This is a genomic window from Microbacterium sp. Y356 (assembly GCF_059445355.1).
On sequence record NZ_JCAIUE010000001.1, the window covers coordinates 2,184,775 to 2,200,366 of the forward strand.

Here is a 15,592-nt window from a genome sequence, read left to right on the forward strand (position 1 = left end):
TATGTCTGCATCCGTTCGTCTCAGAGCGACCGTGCGCAAGACGGTTCTAGGCATCCTGGGCATCGTCGGCTTTTTGGTTGTCTGGCAACTGATCCCGATGTTCGGCCTGATCAACCCGCAGGCGTTGCCGCTCGCGACTGACACGTTGGCGCGGCTCGGCACGGAGTTCCAGGATCTTGAGTTCTGGCGCAACGTCGGTCGGACGATGACCGGGTGGCTCATCGGGTTAGTGATCGCCTCTGCGCTGGCGGTCGCGCTCGGAACGCTGATTGGGCTTGTGCCGTTCCTGCGCCGTGCGACGCACAGCATGATCGAGTTCCTGCGACCGATTCCGTCGGTCGCGCTGATCCCGATCGCCGTCCTGTTGTACGGCTTGCAGCTGTCGGCTGCACTTGTCATCATCATTTTCGCCACGTTCTGGCAGGTGTTCGTGCAGGTGCTGTATGGGGTCGCCGATGTCGACACGGTTGCACGTGACACCGCCCGCAGCTTCGGGCTGACGCGTCGGGAGCAGGTGATGAGTCTGGTGCTGCCGACGACGCTGCCCTATTTGATGACCGGACTGCGGCTCGGGGCATCCGTGGCGCTGATCCTCGCGGTGACCGCCGAGATGACGATCGGAAACCCCGGCCTCGGGGTCATGATCAACACGGCGCGCAACGCCGGGGATTCGGTCGCGGTGTACGCGCTCGTCGTGGTGACCGGACTGCTCGGCCTCATCGTGAATCTGGGGTTCCGGCTCATCGAGCGCCGCGCACTGTCTTGGCATCAGTCTGTTCGAGGGGAGGAGGTCCTGTGACTCTTTACACCAGCACCCTGGTCACTCCTCGACGCCGCTCGTTCAGCTGGCGTCGCTTCGCCTCCGGTTTCGGGTTTGCGCTCGGTCTGCCGTTCCTGCTCCTGGTCATCTGGGGAATCTGGTCAACGATCGCACCCGCGAAGTTCTTTCCAGGACCGGTGACAATATTCACGGCATTCGTGGATACCTGGGTCGGGCCGGCGTTCGTCACAGACGTGCTCCCTTCGCTTGGGCGGCTGGCACTCGCGATCGTCCTTTCGGTCGCCATCGGCGTCATGGCAGGCACGATGATCGGGTTGGTGCGGTGGCTGCGCGAGTTGCTCGAACCCCTGCTGGAGTTCTTCCGGGCGATCCCGCCGCCGGTGCTGATACCCGTCGTGATGCTGCTGATGGGGATCACCGACACGATGAAGATCGCGGTGATCGTCGCCGGTGCCGTCTGGCCGGTGCTTTTGAACACGATCGACGGCGTGCGCGCCACAGATCAGGTGATGACTGAGACGGCACGTTCCTTCGCCTTGACCCGGGCCGAGCGCATTCGCTACCTGGTCCTGCCAGCGGCCAGTCCGCGGATCATGGCCGGGGTTCGCCAGTCGATCTCGATTGCGCTGATCATGATGGTGATCTCGGAGATGTTCGGCTCGTCGTCGGGACTCGGCTACCTTGTCGTGTACTTCCAGCGGAACTACCTCATCGCCGAGATGTGGGCAGGAATCCTGCTTCTCGGACTCATCGGAGTGCTGCTGGCAGCCATCTTCGGATTCGTAGAACGACGGGTTCTGCGCTGGTATCACGGAATCAAGGAGGTGGAGCGTGCCTGACGCATTGCTTACGGTAGAACATCTGAGGAAGGTGTATGAGTCGTCCACCGGCACGGTCGAAGCGATCGGCGACATCAGCTTCACGATGGGAACCGGGGAACTGGTCTGCATCGTCGGGCCCTCCGGGTGCGGCAAGACGACGCTGTTGAAGTGCATCGCGGGTCTGTTGCAACCGACCTCGGGAACCGTCGTGCTCGATGGGAAGGCCGTAACAGAGCCGCCGCCGAACATGGCGCTTGTGTTCCAGGAATACGGGCGGAGTCTGTATCCATGGCTGACCGTGCGCGGAAATATCGAGCTTCCATTGAAACACGGCAAGCTCCCACGCGCCGAGCGTGATCGACTGATCGATGACGCCCTGACAGCCGTCGGCCTTGAGCATGCGGGAGGTAGCTACCCCTGGCAGCTCTCCGGTGGCATGCAGCAACGTGTGGCGATCGCACGCGCCGTCGCCTACGAGCCGGAGGTGCTCATCATGGATGAGCCTTTCGCCGCCGTCGATGCGCAGACCAGGGCCGATCTCGAAGACCTGGTGCGAACCCTCCACCGCGACCGGGGGATGTCGATCCTCTTCGTCACCCATGACATCGATGAATCGGTGTACCTCGGTGAGCGTGTCATTGTGCTGTCAAAATCGCCGACGTGGGTGCAGGAAGACCTTCTGATCGACCTCGCGCCCGAGCGTGATCAGATTACGACTCGTGCACTCCCGCGTTTCACTGAGCTGCGAACGCACGTGTACACGCAGATCCAACGAGCGAAGCGTGGCGACGCGGTGCGTCCGGCCGCATGAGCGACGCAGTGGTACGGCCGCGCCCTCCGAAGCGGCTGCTTCTGGCGTTCCTCGGTGAGAACGTCGTCGACCGCGACTGCGGGCCGATCAGGGCGAGCGTGATGATTGACGTCCTCGCCGGCGTGGGTATCGCGGCACCCGCCACGCGGGCGACGTTGGATCGAATGGCGCGGCGGGGGCTTCTTGAGCGCCGCCGGAACGGGCGGGAGATCGCCTTCACCGTCACCGATACAGCGGCCGCTGTGATCCGCGAGGCCGGTGCGCGCGTTCATTCGCCCACGCCATTTGCGCCGCAGGGGGAGGGGTGGACGCTCGTCACCTTTACGTTGCCGGAGCGCGAGCGTGCGCTGCGTCATCGGCTGCGAGCCACTCTGGGGTGGGAAGGATTCGCCCCCTTGCGCGACGGACTCTGGCTCGCGCCAGGCGGTGTCGATCTCGATGCGACGCTCGCCCCATTGCAGAGCGAACTTCCTGCCGGTGCGGTGACGGCGTTCCGTGCTCGCGAGGTGGAGGGTTTCGGATTGGCGACGCAGGTCGCCGATGCATGGAACGTTGCCGCGATCAGAGACGCACACGATGAGTTTCTCGCGGCATGGAGCATGCCGCTGTCCGACGGATCGGGCCTGTCCGCAAGCACTGCGCTGGTCTCCGACTGGCTCGCGCTGCTGCGGGCTGATCCACGACTGCCCGCGCGCTTCCTCGGGGAGGATTGGCCGGCCGGGGACTCAGCTCGGCTCTTCGCCACACGTTATCGGGAGCTGCGATCTGACGCTGAGAGTGAGTTCGCCGAGTCGCTGGGGCGCTGAACGCCGAGCTCGTTCAGCGGAGTCTTGTATGTCTCGCGTCCGCTTGCGATCGCGATCGCGGAGATGACGCACGCCACGGTCGTGTATGCGGCGGCGGGCCACCAGGCGTCGCCATTAGCGCTCGAGATCGCCTGGATGATTACGGGGGAGAATCCGGTCAGCACGAGGCCCAACTGCAGGCCCACCGCCATGCCGGTCACGCGGTAGCGCACGTTGAACAACTCGGCGAAGTACGACGGGTAGACGGCGTTGGTGGCCGCGAAAGCGAGCGAGATCGACAGCAGCACGCCGACGAAGATCAGCGGGACGTTGGCCTCACTGACTGCCCAGAAGAACAGCCAGACTGCGGCACCGCCGAACAGGTTGCCGCCGATGAGGACGGGCTTGCGTCCGATGCGGTCGCTGAGGCTCGCGAGCAGCGGCTGGGTCACCAGCGCGACGATGTAGCCGATGATGACCACCCAGAGCATGATGCCAGGATCGATTCCCACGATGTTCGTCGCGTAGGTCAGGCCGTAGACGGGGACAGTGGTGCTGATGACGAGCAGGAGTGCGGCGAAGATGACGCGCACGACGTCCCACGGCTGGTGACGCAGCACCTCGCCGAGCGGAATCTTGGCGGTCGTGCCCTGCTCTTTCTCGGTCACGAACGCTTCGGTGTCGCGGACTGTACGACGGATGAGGATGCCGACGATCAGGAGGAGGGCGCTGAACCAGAATGGGACGCGCCAGCCCCAGGCCACCAACTGCTCATCGGGCAGGGCGGCGACGCCGATGAAGGCGAGGGTCGCGAGGACGTACCCGACCCAGATGCCGTTGATCGCCCACGAAGTGTAAAGCGCGCGGCGGTTGCCGGGGGCGTGTTCCAACGTCAGCGAGGTTGCGCCGGCTAGCTCGCCTCCCACGGACAGTCCCTGGCATAGGCGCAGGAGGATGAGTAGCGTCGGCGCGAGGATGCCGGCCGTGTCGTATGAGGGCAGGCAGCCGATCAGGAAGGTGGAGATGCCCATCACGAGCAGCGTGAGGATCATGATGTTGCGACGGCCGAACCGGTCGCCCAGGTGCCCGGCGAGGAAGCCGCCGAGCGGGCGGGCGAGATACGCGACGCCGTAGAGGCCCAGCGCGAAGAGGAGCCCGGTGGCCCCGGCATCCGGGAAGAAGACGCGTGCGAACACGAGGGCCGACGCGGATGCGTAGATGTACATGTCGTAGTACTCCAACGCCGAGCCGATGAATCCGGCCAGTGAGGAGCGTTTGCTCTGATTGCCCGGCGCACGCATGCTCGCCGTCTCGCTGAGAAGTCCTGTCTTCTTCGACATGGTGTCCAGTCCTCTTATCGGGGTGTGCCTGTGGATGTCTTCGTCGACATCTGCACAGAACAGCATCGTTCGTTGGGGTCCGGAGTATTTTTCCGGTCGAGAAGCGATATTAGACGAGATCTTGCGCGTTGCGCAATAGCAAGTAGAGTGAATTGCGTGATACGCAAAGATGCACCCCGGGTCGAGTCTGTGCACCGAGCTCTCGTTCTGCTGAAACTCATCATCGAAGAGGGGTCGCTCGGTGTGACCGAGGCCGCAGCCGCGCTGGACGTGAACGCCTCGACTGCACAGCGACTGCTCGCGACGCTCATGCACGACGGTTTTGCGGCGCAGGGGCGCGATCGCCGCTACTCGGCCGGTCCGGCCCTGCACACTCCGGGTCTGGCCACGCGGATACCGCAGCTCACTGATCACCTGCGCCCCGCGCTCGAGGCGCTGTTCGAACGGTCTGGTGAGACCGTGCACCTCGCAGCACTCGTCGGCACGCGTGTCCTGCACCTGGACGGCATCGAGGCACGCACGCACACGCTGCGTTTCGGCCTGCGGGTCGGGGTCTGGCTCCCGGCTCATCTCACTGCCGGTGGAAAGGCGCTGCTCGCTGATCTGAGCGACGAAGAGGTCGAGTCAAGGTATGCACTGGCGACCGCTGGCGTTCGGACTCAGCGACCTCTTGTTGACCTGGTGTCGCTGCGTGCCCGATTGGACGAAGTGCGCGCATCGCGCATTGCTTGGAATGTGGACGAGAGCGAGCCGGGCATCGCCGCCATGTCAATCTCGGTCGGGGATTTCGGAGGACGGCGCGTGGCGATGAGCATCGCGCTGCCCAGCGCCAGATTCACCCCCGAACTGGGCGAGAAATGGTCGCGCGATCTCATCGACATCGCCGATGCTATCGCTGACGGCCGGGCCGCCCGCTGATACGACGCGAACCCCGCCCTCACGCCAGCCCGTGCTGATGCGCGAGGATTACTGCGTGAATGCGGTCTCGCGCCTCGAGCTTCATCAGCACACGCCCGACGTGCGTCTTAACGGTTGATTCACTGAGGAACAGGCTCTGTGCGATCTCCGCGTTCGTGAGACCGCGAGCGATTGCGAGGAACACATCGCGTTCACGCTCGGTGAGTGTCGCCGTCGGATCGGGCCCGTCGCTGGTGGGGGCCAGGTGTGGGCCGAGGTGCTCGAGCAACCTTCGGGTGACGCGCGGCGCGAGCGCCGCATCGCCACGATGCACGGCTCGCACGGCCGAGATCAGCTCGTGCCGCTGCGCGTCTTTGAGGAGGAATCCACTCGCGCCCGCGCGGATCGCACCGAACGCGTACTCGTCGAGGTCGAACGTGGTCAGTACCAGCACACGGGAATCCGGCAGTGTCTGAACGATGGCTTCGGTCGCGGCGATCCCGTCGAGCCCCGGCATCCGGATGTCCATCAGCACAACGTCGGGCGTGAACTCCGTCGCCCGCCGGATGGCCTCTTCGCCGTCGCTCGCTTCGCCGACCACGACCATGTCGGATTCCGCTTCGAGCACCAGGCGGAAGCCGACACGGATGAGCTCCTGATCGTCGACGAGGAGTACACGGATGGGTTCAGTCACGGGGCATCCTCAATTGCAGGGGGAGGGGGAGAGTCGGATGCCGCAGGCAGCTCTGCGCGCAGAGCCCATCGATCTTCGCCGTCCGGCCCCGAATGCAGCATCCCATCCACGTGGGCTGCGCGCTCACTCAGCCCGCGAAGCCCGAACCCAGTCGTACCGATGGGGCCCGAGGCGCCGTCGTTGAGGATCTCGACCACGATCGGGTCCGTCGAGTAATCGATGCGAACCATGATCTTCGATGCGCCCGCGGCATGCCGCATGGCGTTGGTGAGACCCTCTTGCACGATCCTGCCGATGGCAAAGCTCACCGCCGGCGTCGCGTTCGCCACTCCGGTGGTTGTCAGCGTAACCGGATACCCGGCGTCCTGCGCGTTCGCGACAGTGACGTGTGGGGGAACGGGTGCGGACGGTGCAAGTGGCACGTCGGAGTCCGCATCGCGGAGGACGCCGAGCATCGATCGCATTTCGGTGAGGGCACCGCGCGCTGTCGCGGCGGCGGCGGTCGCGGCATGCCGTGCCCTGTCCTGGTCAGCGGTCGCAGCGGCGCCCTCAGAAAGAGCAACGATCACGGTGAGCGAATGGGAGACGATGTCGTGCATCTCGCGGGCGATGCGGGCTCGCTCGCTCGCCGCAGCCAGTTGCGCCTGCTGATCGCGTTCGGTGAGCAACTGCCGAGATCGATCGATCACCGCTTCGATATAGCGTTTCCGGCCGCCCACGTTGGCACCGATCAGCGTGCCGATGAGGGCGAGAGTGAGTTGGCCGAGGACGCCGTTCAGCGCAACCTGGAGTGTGATGGTTCCGGTGCGCTCGAGGATGACCGAGATCAGCGTCAGAGTCCCGATACCGATCCCCAGGCCCGTCCACGCGGCGCGCGTCGAGCGGTAGACGGCGAGCGTATAACTCGTGACGATGAGGAGCGGGCCGCCTGCCGGCTCGAGCATGAACAGATAGGCGATAGCCACCGCGTATCCGGCGACGAAGGCCACCACCGGCCATTGCCTGCGGCGCAACAGCAGCGCACAAGCTGCGACGACCAGGATCGCGATCGTGATGCTGGAGACCAGCGAGGGTGGATCGACGACGGTGAAACCGCCGCCTGGCGCTGGCTCATAGGTAGCGGAGAAAGTCGCCGGCGCAAGCGAGAGGAGCAGGCAGATGACGGCGATGATGATGTCGGCAGCGATCGGATGCCGCGCCCAGAAGCGCCGGATGATGCCGGGTGGACGCGGCAGCCGCAGCTCGTCGTCCTCACGGACGGCGGCGCTGCGGCTGCGCGAATTCATCACGGCCTCGACTTTACGCGTCAGGTCTGCTTGACGTCGCGCTCTCACGCGTCGCGAGTGCGCAGCACCGCCCAGGCAGACAGCATCCCGGCGGCGACCCATGCGGTCAGTGTCAGGTATGCCTCTGCGACCGGCAGTCCCCAGCCGTCTTGCGGGAGGATCGCGCTCTGCGCAGCGGACATCGGCAGGTGACCGATGACGTCACTGATCCACTGCCACTCCTCTCCTGGCATCGCGAAGATGCTTCCCACGATCGGGAGGACGAAGAGCAGTCCGACGGTCGCGGCAATCGCGCCGGCGCCGGAGCGAAGGATGAATCCGAATGCGACGCCGATCAGCGCGAAGACAGCCATCGCAATCGATGAGGCGAGGATAGGCAGGATCGATTTGGCTGGGTCATCCCAGGCGAACGGCATGTCCCTGCCGGCGAAGATCGGCGTGACGGCAATCGCCGCAACGAGGAAGATCAGGAGTGACGCGCCGAACATGAACACCGCGACGACGATCGCCTTGGCAGCGAGAACCGACCCGCGTACCGGATCGGCTGCCAGCGTGGAGCGGATCATTCCGGTGGAGTATTCGCCGGTCACCGCGATGACGCCGAGGATGCCTGCGAGCAGCATCGTGAACTGGATCGGCGAGACCACGGCCTGGATGGGCTCGAATCCCGGCACATCCATGGCGAGTGCGACGAGGACGGCGATACCGATCGTCAGCACGGCGACGAGGCCGATCGACCACCAGGTCGAACGGAGCGTGGAGAGCTTGATCCATTCGCTGCGCACGGCGCGGAAGAACGTGAGACGGTACGGCGACGCCGTCCGCGTGCGCAGCGGTGCCGGAGCAGTGGCGGTGGTCATGAGATCTCCTTCGAGCGGTACTCGACCGATTCACCGGTGAGTGCGAGGTAGGCATCCTCGAGCGATCCGGTGGTCGGAGTCAACTCGTGGAGCGGGATGCCGCGGTCTGCGGCGATATCACCGATGCGGGATGCCGCGAGCCCGACGACCTCAATCGTCTCGGGGCTCGTGCTGATGATCTCGATATCGGGACCGGCCACCGCGGCGGCGAGGTCAGAGGTGCGCGGGCTCCGCACCAGTACGGTGTTTCTCGTCCAGGCCCGGACGAGCTCTTCGAGTGGAGCATCCGCCAACACCTTCCCGCGGCCCATGACGATCACGTGATCGGCGGTCTGCGCCATCTCGCTCATCAGGTGGCTGGACAGCAGCACAGTGCGTCCCTCGGATGCCGCGTGGCGGACGAACTGACGCACCCAGCGCACGCCCTCAGGGTCGAGACCGTTTACTGGCTCGTCGAGGATCAGCGTGTGCGGGTCTCCGAGCAGGGCCGAGGCGATGCCGAGACGCTGGCCCATGCCGAGCGAGAACTTGCCGGCACGCTTTCGTGACACGGAGCCGATGCCGGCGAGGTCGATGACCTCGTCGACGCGCGACAGTGGGATGCCGTGGGTTGCGGCCATCGCGCGCAGATGGTTTCGCGCTGTGCGACCAGTGTGGACGGCTTTCGCGTCGAGCAGCACGCCGACCTCGGTGAGGGGTGCGCGCAGCTTGCGGTATTCCTGTCCGTTGACCGTCGCTCGTCCCGAGGTGGGGCGGTCGAGGCCGACGACCATGCGCATAGTGGTGGATTTGCCGGCACCGTTCGGGCCGAGGAATCCCGTGACGGTTCCTGGCTTGACGGTGAACGACACGTCCTGGACGGCTGTCTTGTCTCCGAACCTCTTCGTGAGGCCTTCTGCTGTGATCATGTCTTCGAAGTTACGGGGTGGATGCGTCCTGACGCGTCCACCTGTGGTGCCAAGTTGGGGGTGGGGCGGGTGGCACTGGGGGACCATACGCTTCATTTTCCCCATCCCGCCCGGAGCTGTCTTGCGCCATGCCAGAAAACAATAGTTGATTTCTTCAATCATCAAGTTTTATGATGGTTGAGCGGTGATCGCCCGGTCCCGCTCGTCCTGCACAACGATGTGGAGTCCATCAATGCGTACCAAGAGTGCATTCGCCCTTGTCCCGGTTCTGACGGTCGTGCTCCTCGCCGGCTGCACGTCGAGCCCCGCCCCTGAATCCGCGCCCGAAGAGACCGAAGCCTCGAACGAGGCTCCCCTGTATGACCAGTTGCCCGACGCGATCAAGGAAGCCGGCGTCATCACCATCGCAGGCGACACACACCCGCCCTACCGCACCATCGAGGAGGGCGGCGAGATCACCGGCATCGACCCCGACCTTCAGGCCGCTCTCTCTGAGCAGCTCGGTGTGCCGTTCAAGATCGAGACCGCGTCCGGCCTCGATGCGATGCTCACCGGCATGCTTTCCGGCCGCTACGACGCTTTCAACGGTCCGGTGCGCGTCACGCCCGAGCGACTGGAGCAGTTTGATGGCGTCGTTTGGATGACGACGCGCACCTCCTACCTCTTCCTGAGCGAGCGCGCCGACGAACTCGACGATCCCGAAGCAGTCTGCGGTGCTCGCATTGCAGGCGTGACAGGATCGGTCACCGAGAGTCAGATCGCGCGCTACAACGAGTGGTGCGAGGCCGAGGGGCTGGACCAGGCCGAGTTCATCGGCCTGGAGGACAGCAACGCGACGTTCCTCGCCGTCAACTCCGACCGTGCCGACTACGCGGGTACCACCCAGGCGTCCGCGATCGACTTCCTGGCCAGCGACCCCGATCGCTACGGCTACATCGTCCAGTCCGATGAGCAGGGTGCCGGCGTCGACCAGCTCGCGATGTTCCTGCCGAAGGACAGCGGGCTTGCCGAACCCATGCTCGCGGCCTTCGAGGCCATCTTCGACAACGGCGAATACGACCGCATCATGCAGGAGTGGGGCATCGAAGATGCCGCCGTCGAGGCTCCTGCGCTGAACCCCGACCTTTCGAAGTGAGTTCCTCATGACCGACCTCATCACGCAGCCAGTGCGCTCGCCACGAGCCGGCGGTGAACCGGATGCCGCCGACGCGCGCGCGCGGATTCAGCCGTGGCGCGTCGTAGTCGGCATCCTGCTAGTGATCGTCGTCGCCCAGATCGCCGTCTTCCTCGCCACGAACGAGCGATTCGAATGGCCGGTCGTCGCGGAGTACCTGTTCAATCCGAGTGTGCTGATGGGCCTGGGCATGTCGATCATGCTCACGATTGTTGGCATGGTGCTTGGCTCAGTGCTTGGCACCGGGCTCGCCGCCGGCCAGTTGAGCGAGTTCATGCCGCTGCGGTGGGCGTGCATCGTTTTCGTCGGCATCTTCCGTGGGGTACCGCCGCTCGTACAGCTCATCTTCTGGTACAACCTCGCGTACCTGCTGCCACGGTTGTCGGTGGGCGTTCCGTTCGGGCCGGAGCTGTTCAGCTGGTCCACGAACGACCTGATCACCCCGCTCACCGCGGCCATCATCGGACTCTCGTTGCACGAGGCGGCCTACATGGCCGAGATCATTCGCGCCGGCATCCTTTCGGTCGATTCAGGGCAGCGGGATGCTTCCGCGGCGATGGGGTTCAGCCGCTGGCACTCGTTCACCCGCGTGGTGCTGCCACAGGCCATGCGCGTGATTATCCCGCCGACCGGATCCCAGGTGATCGCCCTCCTGAAGGGCACGTCATTGGTGAGCGTGATCGCGATGGGTGACCTCTTGCATTCGGTGCAGGTGATCTACAACCGCACCTACGAAGTCGTGCCGATGCTGATCGTCGCTGTGATCTGGTACCTCGTGATTGTGACGGCTCTGACTGTGGTGCAGCGCCGCGTCGAACGACGATTCAGTCGCGGGATGTCACGCACCACAGCAACACGACGGGTAGTGGCACGAGCGGAGGTAGCGGCATGACCGCGATTGAGGATGTGACGGCATCGGATTCTTCGGGACACCGGGGATCGGAGTCGGTGCTGCGCATCACTGGGCTGCGCAAGTACTACGGCGACCTCCTTGCTCTGGACGGAGTCGATCTGGAGGTGCACGCCTCCGAAGTCGTGGCGGTGCTCGGCCCGTCCGGCTCTGGCAAGTCGACGCTCGTGCGCTGCATCGATCAGCTTGAGACCATCGACGGCGGGGCGATGTACCTCGACGGTGAACTGCTCGGCTATGAGGAGCACAACGGACGCCTGCGCACGTTGCGAGACACCGATGTACAACGCCAGCGCAGACGTATGGGCATGGTGTTTCAACAGTTCAATCTCTTTCCGCACTGGACCGTGCTGCGCAATATCACCGAGGCTCCGATCAAGGTGCATGGCACGGCTCCGGCTGACGCTCGCGCGCGGGCGATGGAGCTGCTGGATCGCGTCGGACTCGCCGACAAGGCCGAGGTGCACCCGCGGCAGCTCTCCGGCGGACAGCAGCAGCGCGTCGCAATTGCACGCGCGGTCGCTGCACGCCCGCGCATCCTGCTCTTCGATGAGCCGACCAGCTCCCTCGACCCGGAACTCGTCGACGAGGTGCTGCAGGTGATGAAGGACCTCGCCGAGTTCGGAATGACGATGATCGTCGTCACGCACGAGCTCGAGTTCGCCCGAAACGTCGCTGACCGGTGCGTGTTCATGGCCGAGGGGCAAGTGCTCGAAGACCGGCCGTCGGCGGAGTTCTTCGACAATCCGAAATCCACGCGGCTGCGCGCGTTCCTGACGCGCACATCCGGCGGTCCGCGGGCGGATGCTGCGCCTGCGGATGCCGCACCAGAGAACGCTGTGCCCGAGGAGATCGCATGATCACCGTCCACGCCGTCGGCGACCTCGTGCTCGAGCGTCCCGATTCCTGGCCGCTGCTCGAGCCCGCGGCATCCGTCCTGCGATCCGCTGACCTCGTGATCGGTCACCTGGAGATTCCGCACCTCGCGGAGGGAACTGCGCACACGGTGCACTCCACGGATGTGCCGGCGATCCCCGGCACACCCGGGGCGCTCGATGGTCTGGCACAGGCGGGATTCACCATGCTTACTCTCGCCGGAAACCACATCTACGACTTCGGTCCCGAGGGTATCCGCGAGACGCGCGAGCATTGCGCCGCGCGAGGTCTGCAGACCGCAGGCGTCGGGGAGACACTCGATGAGGCCCTGGAGCCAATGGTCACTGATGTGGATGGCACACGGATCGCGATCTTGAGCATCAACTGCGTCGGGCCTCGGGAGACCTGGGCGTCGTCGCTGAAACCCGGCGCAGCGTATATCGAGGTGACCACTCACTATGAGGCGCGTGGAGCGAACCCTGGCGGGCCGCCGCGCGTCCACACCTACGCAGAACCGATCAGCCTCGAGCGTGTGCTGCAGGCGGTGCGTCGGACCCGCAAGGCGGCGGACGTCGTGATCGTCGCTCTCCACAAGGGGCTCGTGCACACGCCGATCGATCTCGCCGACTATGAGCGTGAGATCTCCCACGCGGTGATCGACGCGGGCGCTCACGCGGTGATCGGGCACCATGCGCACATCATGAGGGGCGTCGAGTTCTACCGGGACCGCCCTATCCTGCACGGCATGGGTAACTTCGCCACTGTCACCCGCGCCCTGTCTGCGCGTCAGGGCGACGCCCCGGAACGGGCCGTGTGGGCGCGACAGCGGCGGCGACTGTTCGGATTCGACCCCGACCCTGAGATGCCCGACTATCCGTTCCATCCCGAGAGCCGCAACACGGCGATTGCGGTGCTCGAGATATCCGGTGACCGCATCGAGGCGGCACTCATTCCGTGCTGGATCGACGACGATGCCCGACCCGTGCCGGTCGGGAGGGACGAACGCGGAGAGTCGGTTGCCGAGTACCTTCGAAAGATCACCACGGAAGCCGGTTTCTCTACTCGTCTCGTGTGGGATGGCGACCGCCTCGTCGCGAGGAGTGAAGATGAGTGACATGAGAGTGACTGCTGCGGTTGTCGGTATCGTCGGCAACGACGTCCCCCGCCAGCTCCTCCTTGCCGCGGGCGCTCTCCCGTATCGGCTGACCGGCTCGTGGGAGGGGGAACTGGACGCCGAGGCATCCGACCTACTCGGAGCTGCGGATGCCGTGACCGTTCGCATCCTCTCCGGACTGCTCGCACAGCGTGACGATCTCGATGCACTCATCATCTGCAACGACAACCAGTCGCACCTGCGGCTGTTCTACGCGCTGCGCGCCATCGGCGGCGATCTGCCGCTGCACCTGCTCGACGTCCCCGCGGGAGGGTCGGCCCCGGCGCGCAGGTTCGCCGAGGGACAGTATCGCGCGCTCGTCGACTTCTGTGCACTGATCACCGGGCTGAGACCAGATGCGCAGTCGCTGCGAGCGGCTGCTGCCGACGAGCACGCGCTGGGTGAATCGCTCGCTCGTCTCCGCGATGCTCGACGGGCCACACCATCACGATGCTCTGGATCACGAGCACTGGATGGCTACTTGGCTGCATCTCGTCTGCATCCGGTCGACGCTGTCACCGAGGTCGACGCAGCCTGCGTCGGCGGTCCGGTGACGGGCACCCGCGTGCACATCACGGGCTCGAGTCATCCAGATGCGCGCGTGTATCGCGAGCTCGAGGAGCAAGAGTGCACAGTCGTTGGTGAGGACCACGACACCGGCGATCGCGCGTGGCTTGGCGAGGCGATCCTCGCCGACAGTGTCGATGACGTGATCACAGGTCTGGTCCAATCTCATTTCGCCCGGGTGGCGGCATCGTCCTCAGCCTTTAGCGCCGAGCGTGCCGACCTCACTGCGACGATGGCAGTGCGAGAGGGCGCCGACGTCGTGGCGGCCTTCATCCGAGAACTTGACGAGGCCCCGCTCTGGGACCTCTCCGACCAGGCGGCGGCGCTCGATGCACGTCACCTGCCGCTGCGGACCCGCAGCCACGTCGGACCGCGCGAAGTGAGCTCGGCCGCGCGTGAACTCGCAGCCGAGATCACCGGGAAGGCGTCGAAAGAATGACTGTCGAACTGAACGCCTCCCGATTGGAGAGTGCGGCGGCGGCCATCGCCTATCAGCGCGACTGGTTCCATGGCCTTCACGCCCGCACCCAGGCGGGAGAACCGCTCGTTTTGGCGAACGCGGATGCCCCACATGAACTGCTGCGCGCGATGGACATTCCCTATGTCGTGAACCAATGGTGGTCATCGATCATCGCGGCCAAGCGCACCGCTCCTGCCGCCCTGGCGGCGATAGCGGCCGCGGGGCTCCCCGATGACAGCCGTCAGTATGACGTGCTCCCGCTCGGCGCGCAGGACCTCACGCCCGAGGAAGCCCCTTGGGGTGGCCTTCCGGAGCCACGTTTCGCGATCAGTGAACGCAGCGGAGATGTGACTCACAAGATCTTCGAGCGATGGGCGCGTCGATCCGGCACGGAGACCTTCCTGCTGTCACGCACCGCGGCGGTCCCCGCACCCGAAAACTGGTGGGAGAGCGTTCCGAACCAGTGGGAGAGCGTGTTCGGCTCCGAGCGCATCGATCTGCTGCAGGGAGAGATCCAGGAGCTTATCCACTGGCTGGAAGCGCGCACCGGCCGGGTACTTGACCTTGACCGACTCGCGGAAGTCATGACGCTGGCCAACGATCAGGCGGAATGGAATCGGCGCACGCGCGATCTGCTCGCAACGGCGAGGCCGATGCCCGTTGCGGTCAACGACATCATCCCCGCCGTGATGGTGCCGCAGTGGCATCGAGGTACGCAATGGGCCGCGGATGCCGCGCACCGGCTCCACGATGAGGTCGCGGAACGCATCGGGCAGGGGCGAGCGGTCCACGATGGCGAACGGCTCAGACTGATGTGGATCGGCCGGGGTCTGTGGGCTGATCTGGACCTCTACAAGTCGTTCCAGGAAGAGTTCGATGCCGTCTTCGTGTGGTCGATGTACCTTGCGATCGCCGCTGACGGGTACGTCCGATACGGGTCTGACCCGGTGCGTGCGCTCGCCGCACGCTTCGTGGGTTTGACAGACCTGCTGTATGTGCCGCCGATGTCCTCGTCCTGGTACGCCAAGGAGGCGCTCACGCACGGTGTCGATGGGGTCGTGCATCTGGTGGCCGACGACACTCCGGGGGCCGCGCTGATCTCCGCCGCTCTCGAAAAGCAGGGAATCCCGGTGCTCGACATCCGCGGTAGCAACGCGGATCCGCGCGCGACGGGCGAGCTGCGCGTCCAGATCGCGGAATTCCTCCGGGAGCGCGTGCAGCCGACGCGATGACGCGCCTCGGATGGCCCCGGCGAGAGTCGCGCGGTCA

The 15,592-nt window shown here is 65.2% G+C and carries 16 protein-coding genes; 11 read left to right on the forward strand and 5 right to left on the reverse strand.

From position 1 onward, the window contains the following. The first annotated feature begins 1 nt into the window (after nt 1). The 4 genes from AC1C2Q_RS10545 to AC1C2Q_RS10560 are packed head-to-tail and all read left to right on the forward strand — an operon-like array spanning nt 2 to nt 3,219. The gene (locus AC1C2Q_RS10545) at nt 2-799 is read left to right on the forward strand and encodes an ABC transporter permease (protein ID WP_495431044.1); all 798 of its coding nucleotides are present in this window, start codon (nt 2-4) and stop codon (nt 797-799) included. Next, the gene (locus tag AC1C2Q_RS10550) at nt 796-1,620 is read left to right on the forward strand and encodes an ABC transporter permease (protein WP_495450044.1); all 825 of its coding nucleotides are present in this window, start codon (nt 796-798) and stop codon (nt 1,618-1,620) included. Before AC1C2Q_RS10545 ends, AC1C2Q_RS10550 begins: the two co-directional genes overlap by 4 nt. Then, complete coding sequence (locus tag AC1C2Q_RS10555) at nt 1,613-2,413, forward strand: ABC transporter ATP-binding protein (RefSeq protein WP_495450045.1); 801 nt, start codon at nt 1,613-1,615, stop codon at nt 2,411-2,413. Before AC1C2Q_RS10550 ends, AC1C2Q_RS10555 begins: the two co-directional genes overlap by 8 nt. Beyond that, nucleotides 2,410-3,219 (forward strand): PaaX family transcriptional regulator, encoded by an 810-nt coding sequence (locus AC1C2Q_RS10560; protein WP_495450046.1) that lies wholly within the window; start codon nt 2,410-2,412, stop codon nt 3,217-3,219. Before AC1C2Q_RS10555 ends, AC1C2Q_RS10560 begins: the two co-directional genes overlap by 4 nt. Here AC1C2Q_RS10560 and AC1C2Q_RS10565 read toward each other — a convergent pair. Then, nucleotides 3,162-4,538 (reverse strand): MFS transporter, encoded by a 1,377-nt coding sequence (locus AC1C2Q_RS10565; RefSeq protein WP_495450047.1) that lies wholly within the window; start codon nt 4,536-4,538, stop codon nt 3,162-3,164. The genes AC1C2Q_RS10560 and AC1C2Q_RS10565 overlap by 58 nt on opposite strands. A 156-nt stretch (nt 4,539-4,694) precedes the next feature. Between AC1C2Q_RS10565 and AC1C2Q_RS10570 the strand changes: the two genes are divergently transcribed. Next, a complete protein-coding gene (locus AC1C2Q_RS10570; RefSeq protein ID WP_495450049.1) occupies nt 4,695-5,456 on the forward strand; it encodes an IclR family transcriptional regulator in 762 nt (253 codons plus the stop codon). 19 nt (nt 5,457-5,475) lie between these two features. Here the strand turns inward: AC1C2Q_RS10570 and AC1C2Q_RS10575 are convergent, their stop codons facing one another. Genes AC1C2Q_RS10575 through AC1C2Q_RS10590 form a run of 4 tightly spaced genes read right to left on the reverse strand, consistent with a single transcriptional unit; the run spans nt 5,476 to nt 9,183 of the window. Continuing rightward, nucleotides 5,476-6,129 (reverse strand): response regulator, encoded by a 654-nt coding sequence (locus tag AC1C2Q_RS10575; protein ID WP_495450050.1) that lies wholly within the window; start codon nt 6,127-6,129, stop codon nt 5,476-5,478. Continuing rightward, nucleotides 6,126-7,415 (reverse strand): sensor histidine kinase, encoded by a 1,290-nt coding sequence (locus AC1C2Q_RS10580; protein ID WP_495450571.1) that lies wholly within the window; start codon nt 7,413-7,415, stop codon nt 6,126-6,128. Before AC1C2Q_RS10580 ends, AC1C2Q_RS10575 begins: the two co-directional genes overlap by 4 nt. 44 nt (nt 7,416-7,459) lie before the next feature. Continuing rightward, entirely contained in the window at nt 7,460-8,275 is an 816-nt protein-coding gene (locus tag AC1C2Q_RS10585; protein WP_495450051.1) for an ABC-2 transporter permease, read from the reverse strand. Further along, the gene (locus tag AC1C2Q_RS10590) at nt 8,272-9,183 is read right to left on the reverse strand and encodes an ABC transporter ATP-binding protein (RefSeq protein ID WP_495431052.1); all 912 of its coding nucleotides are present in this window, start codon (nt 9,181-9,183) and stop codon (nt 8,272-8,274) included. Before AC1C2Q_RS10590 ends, AC1C2Q_RS10585 begins: the two co-directional genes overlap by 4 nt. A gap of 232 nt (nt 9,184-9,415) precedes the next feature. Here AC1C2Q_RS10590 and AC1C2Q_RS10595 point away from each other — a divergent pair, with 232 nt between their 5' ends. Genes AC1C2Q_RS10595 through AC1C2Q_RS10620 form a run of 6 tightly spaced genes read left to right on the forward strand, consistent with a single transcriptional unit; the run spans nt 9,416 to nt 15,555 of the window. After that, entirely contained in the window at nt 9,416-10,318 is a 903-nt protein-coding gene (locus AC1C2Q_RS10595) for a transporter substrate-binding domain-containing protein (RefSeq protein WP_495450052.1), read from the forward strand. 7 nt (nt 10,319-10,325) lie between these two features. Further along, nucleotides 10,326-11,249 (forward strand): amino acid ABC transporter permease, encoded by a 924-nt coding sequence (locus AC1C2Q_RS10600; RefSeq protein ID WP_495431054.1) that lies wholly within the window; start codon nt 10,326-10,328, stop codon nt 11,247-11,249. Beyond that, nucleotides 11,246-12,127 (forward strand): amino acid ABC transporter ATP-binding protein, encoded by an 882-nt coding sequence (locus AC1C2Q_RS10605; RefSeq protein ID WP_495450053.1) that lies wholly within the window; start codon nt 11,246-11,248, stop codon nt 12,125-12,127. The genes AC1C2Q_RS10600 and AC1C2Q_RS10605 overlap by 4 nt, the downstream gene beginning before the upstream one ends. Beyond that, complete coding sequence (locus AC1C2Q_RS10610) at nt 12,124-13,257, forward strand: CapA family protein (RefSeq protein WP_495450054.1); 1,134 nt, start codon at nt 12,124-12,126, stop codon at nt 13,255-13,257. Before AC1C2Q_RS10605 ends, AC1C2Q_RS10610 begins: the two co-directional genes overlap by 4 nt. Further along, nucleotides 13,250-14,302, forward strand: coding sequence for a 2-hydroxyacyl-CoA dehydratase (locus tag AC1C2Q_RS10615; protein WP_495450055.1), 1,053 nt, complete (start codon nt 13,250-13,252; stop codon nt 14,300-14,302). Before AC1C2Q_RS10610 ends, AC1C2Q_RS10615 begins: the two co-directional genes overlap by 8 nt. Next, the gene (locus tag AC1C2Q_RS10620; protein WP_495450056.1) at nt 14,299-15,555 is read left to right on the forward strand and encodes a 2-hydroxyacyl-CoA dehydratase; all 1,257 of its coding nucleotides are present in this window, start codon (nt 14,299-14,301) and stop codon (nt 15,553-15,555) included. Before AC1C2Q_RS10615 ends, AC1C2Q_RS10620 begins: the two co-directional genes overlap by 4 nt. The last annotated feature ends 37 nt before the right edge of the window (nt 15,556-15,592 follow it).

Excerpts from the sequence above, each read along its gene's own strand:
- AC1C2Q_RS10545 (WP_495431044.1), top strand. The coding sequence starts at position 2 with ATGTCTGCATCCGTTCGTCTCAGAGCGACCGTGCGCAAGACGGTTCTA.
- AC1C2Q_RS10560 (WP_495450046.1), top strand. The coding sequence starts at position 2,410 with ATGAGCGACGCAGTGGTACGGCCGCGCCCTCCGAAGCGGCTGCTTCTG.
- AC1C2Q_RS10565 (WP_495450047.1), bottom strand. The coding sequence starts at position 4,538 with ATGTCGAAGAAGACAGGACTTCTCAGCGAGACGGCGAGCATGCGTGCG.
- AC1C2Q_RS10580 (WP_495450571.1), bottom strand. The coding sequence starts at position 7,415 with ATGAATTCGCGCAGCCGCAGCGCCGCCGTCCGTGAGGACGACGAGCTG.
- AC1C2Q_RS10585 (WP_495450051.1), bottom strand. The coding sequence starts at position 8,275 with ATGACCACCGCCACTGCTCCGGCACCGCTGCGCACGCGGACGGCGTCG.
- AC1C2Q_RS10590 (WP_495431052.1), bottom strand. The coding sequence starts at position 9,183 with ATGATCACAGCAGAAGGCCTCACGAAGAGGTTCGGAGACAAGACAGCC.
- AC1C2Q_RS10595 (WP_495450052.1), top strand. The coding sequence starts at position 9,416 with ATGCGTACCAAGAGTGCATTCGCCCTTGTCCCGGTTCTGACGGTCGTG.
- AC1C2Q_RS10600 (WP_495431054.1), top strand. The coding sequence starts at position 10,326 with ATGACCGACCTCATCACGCAGCCAGTGCGCTCGCCACGAGCCGGCGGT.
- AC1C2Q_RS10605 (WP_495450053.1), top strand. The coding sequence starts at position 11,246 with ATGACCGCGATTGAGGATGTGACGGCATCGGATTCTTCGGGACACCGG.
- AC1C2Q_RS10610 (WP_495450054.1), top strand. The coding sequence starts at position 12,124 with ATGATCACCGTCCACGCCGTCGGCGACCTCGTGCTCGAGCGTCCCGAT.
- AC1C2Q_RS10615 (WP_495450055.1), top strand. The coding sequence starts at position 13,250 with ATGAGTGACATGAGAGTGACTGCTGCGGTTGTCGGTATCGTCGGCAAC.
- AC1C2Q_RS10620 (WP_495450056.1), top strand. The coding sequence starts at position 14,299 with ATGACTGTCGAACTGAACGCCTCCCGATTGGAGAGTGCGGCGGCGGCC.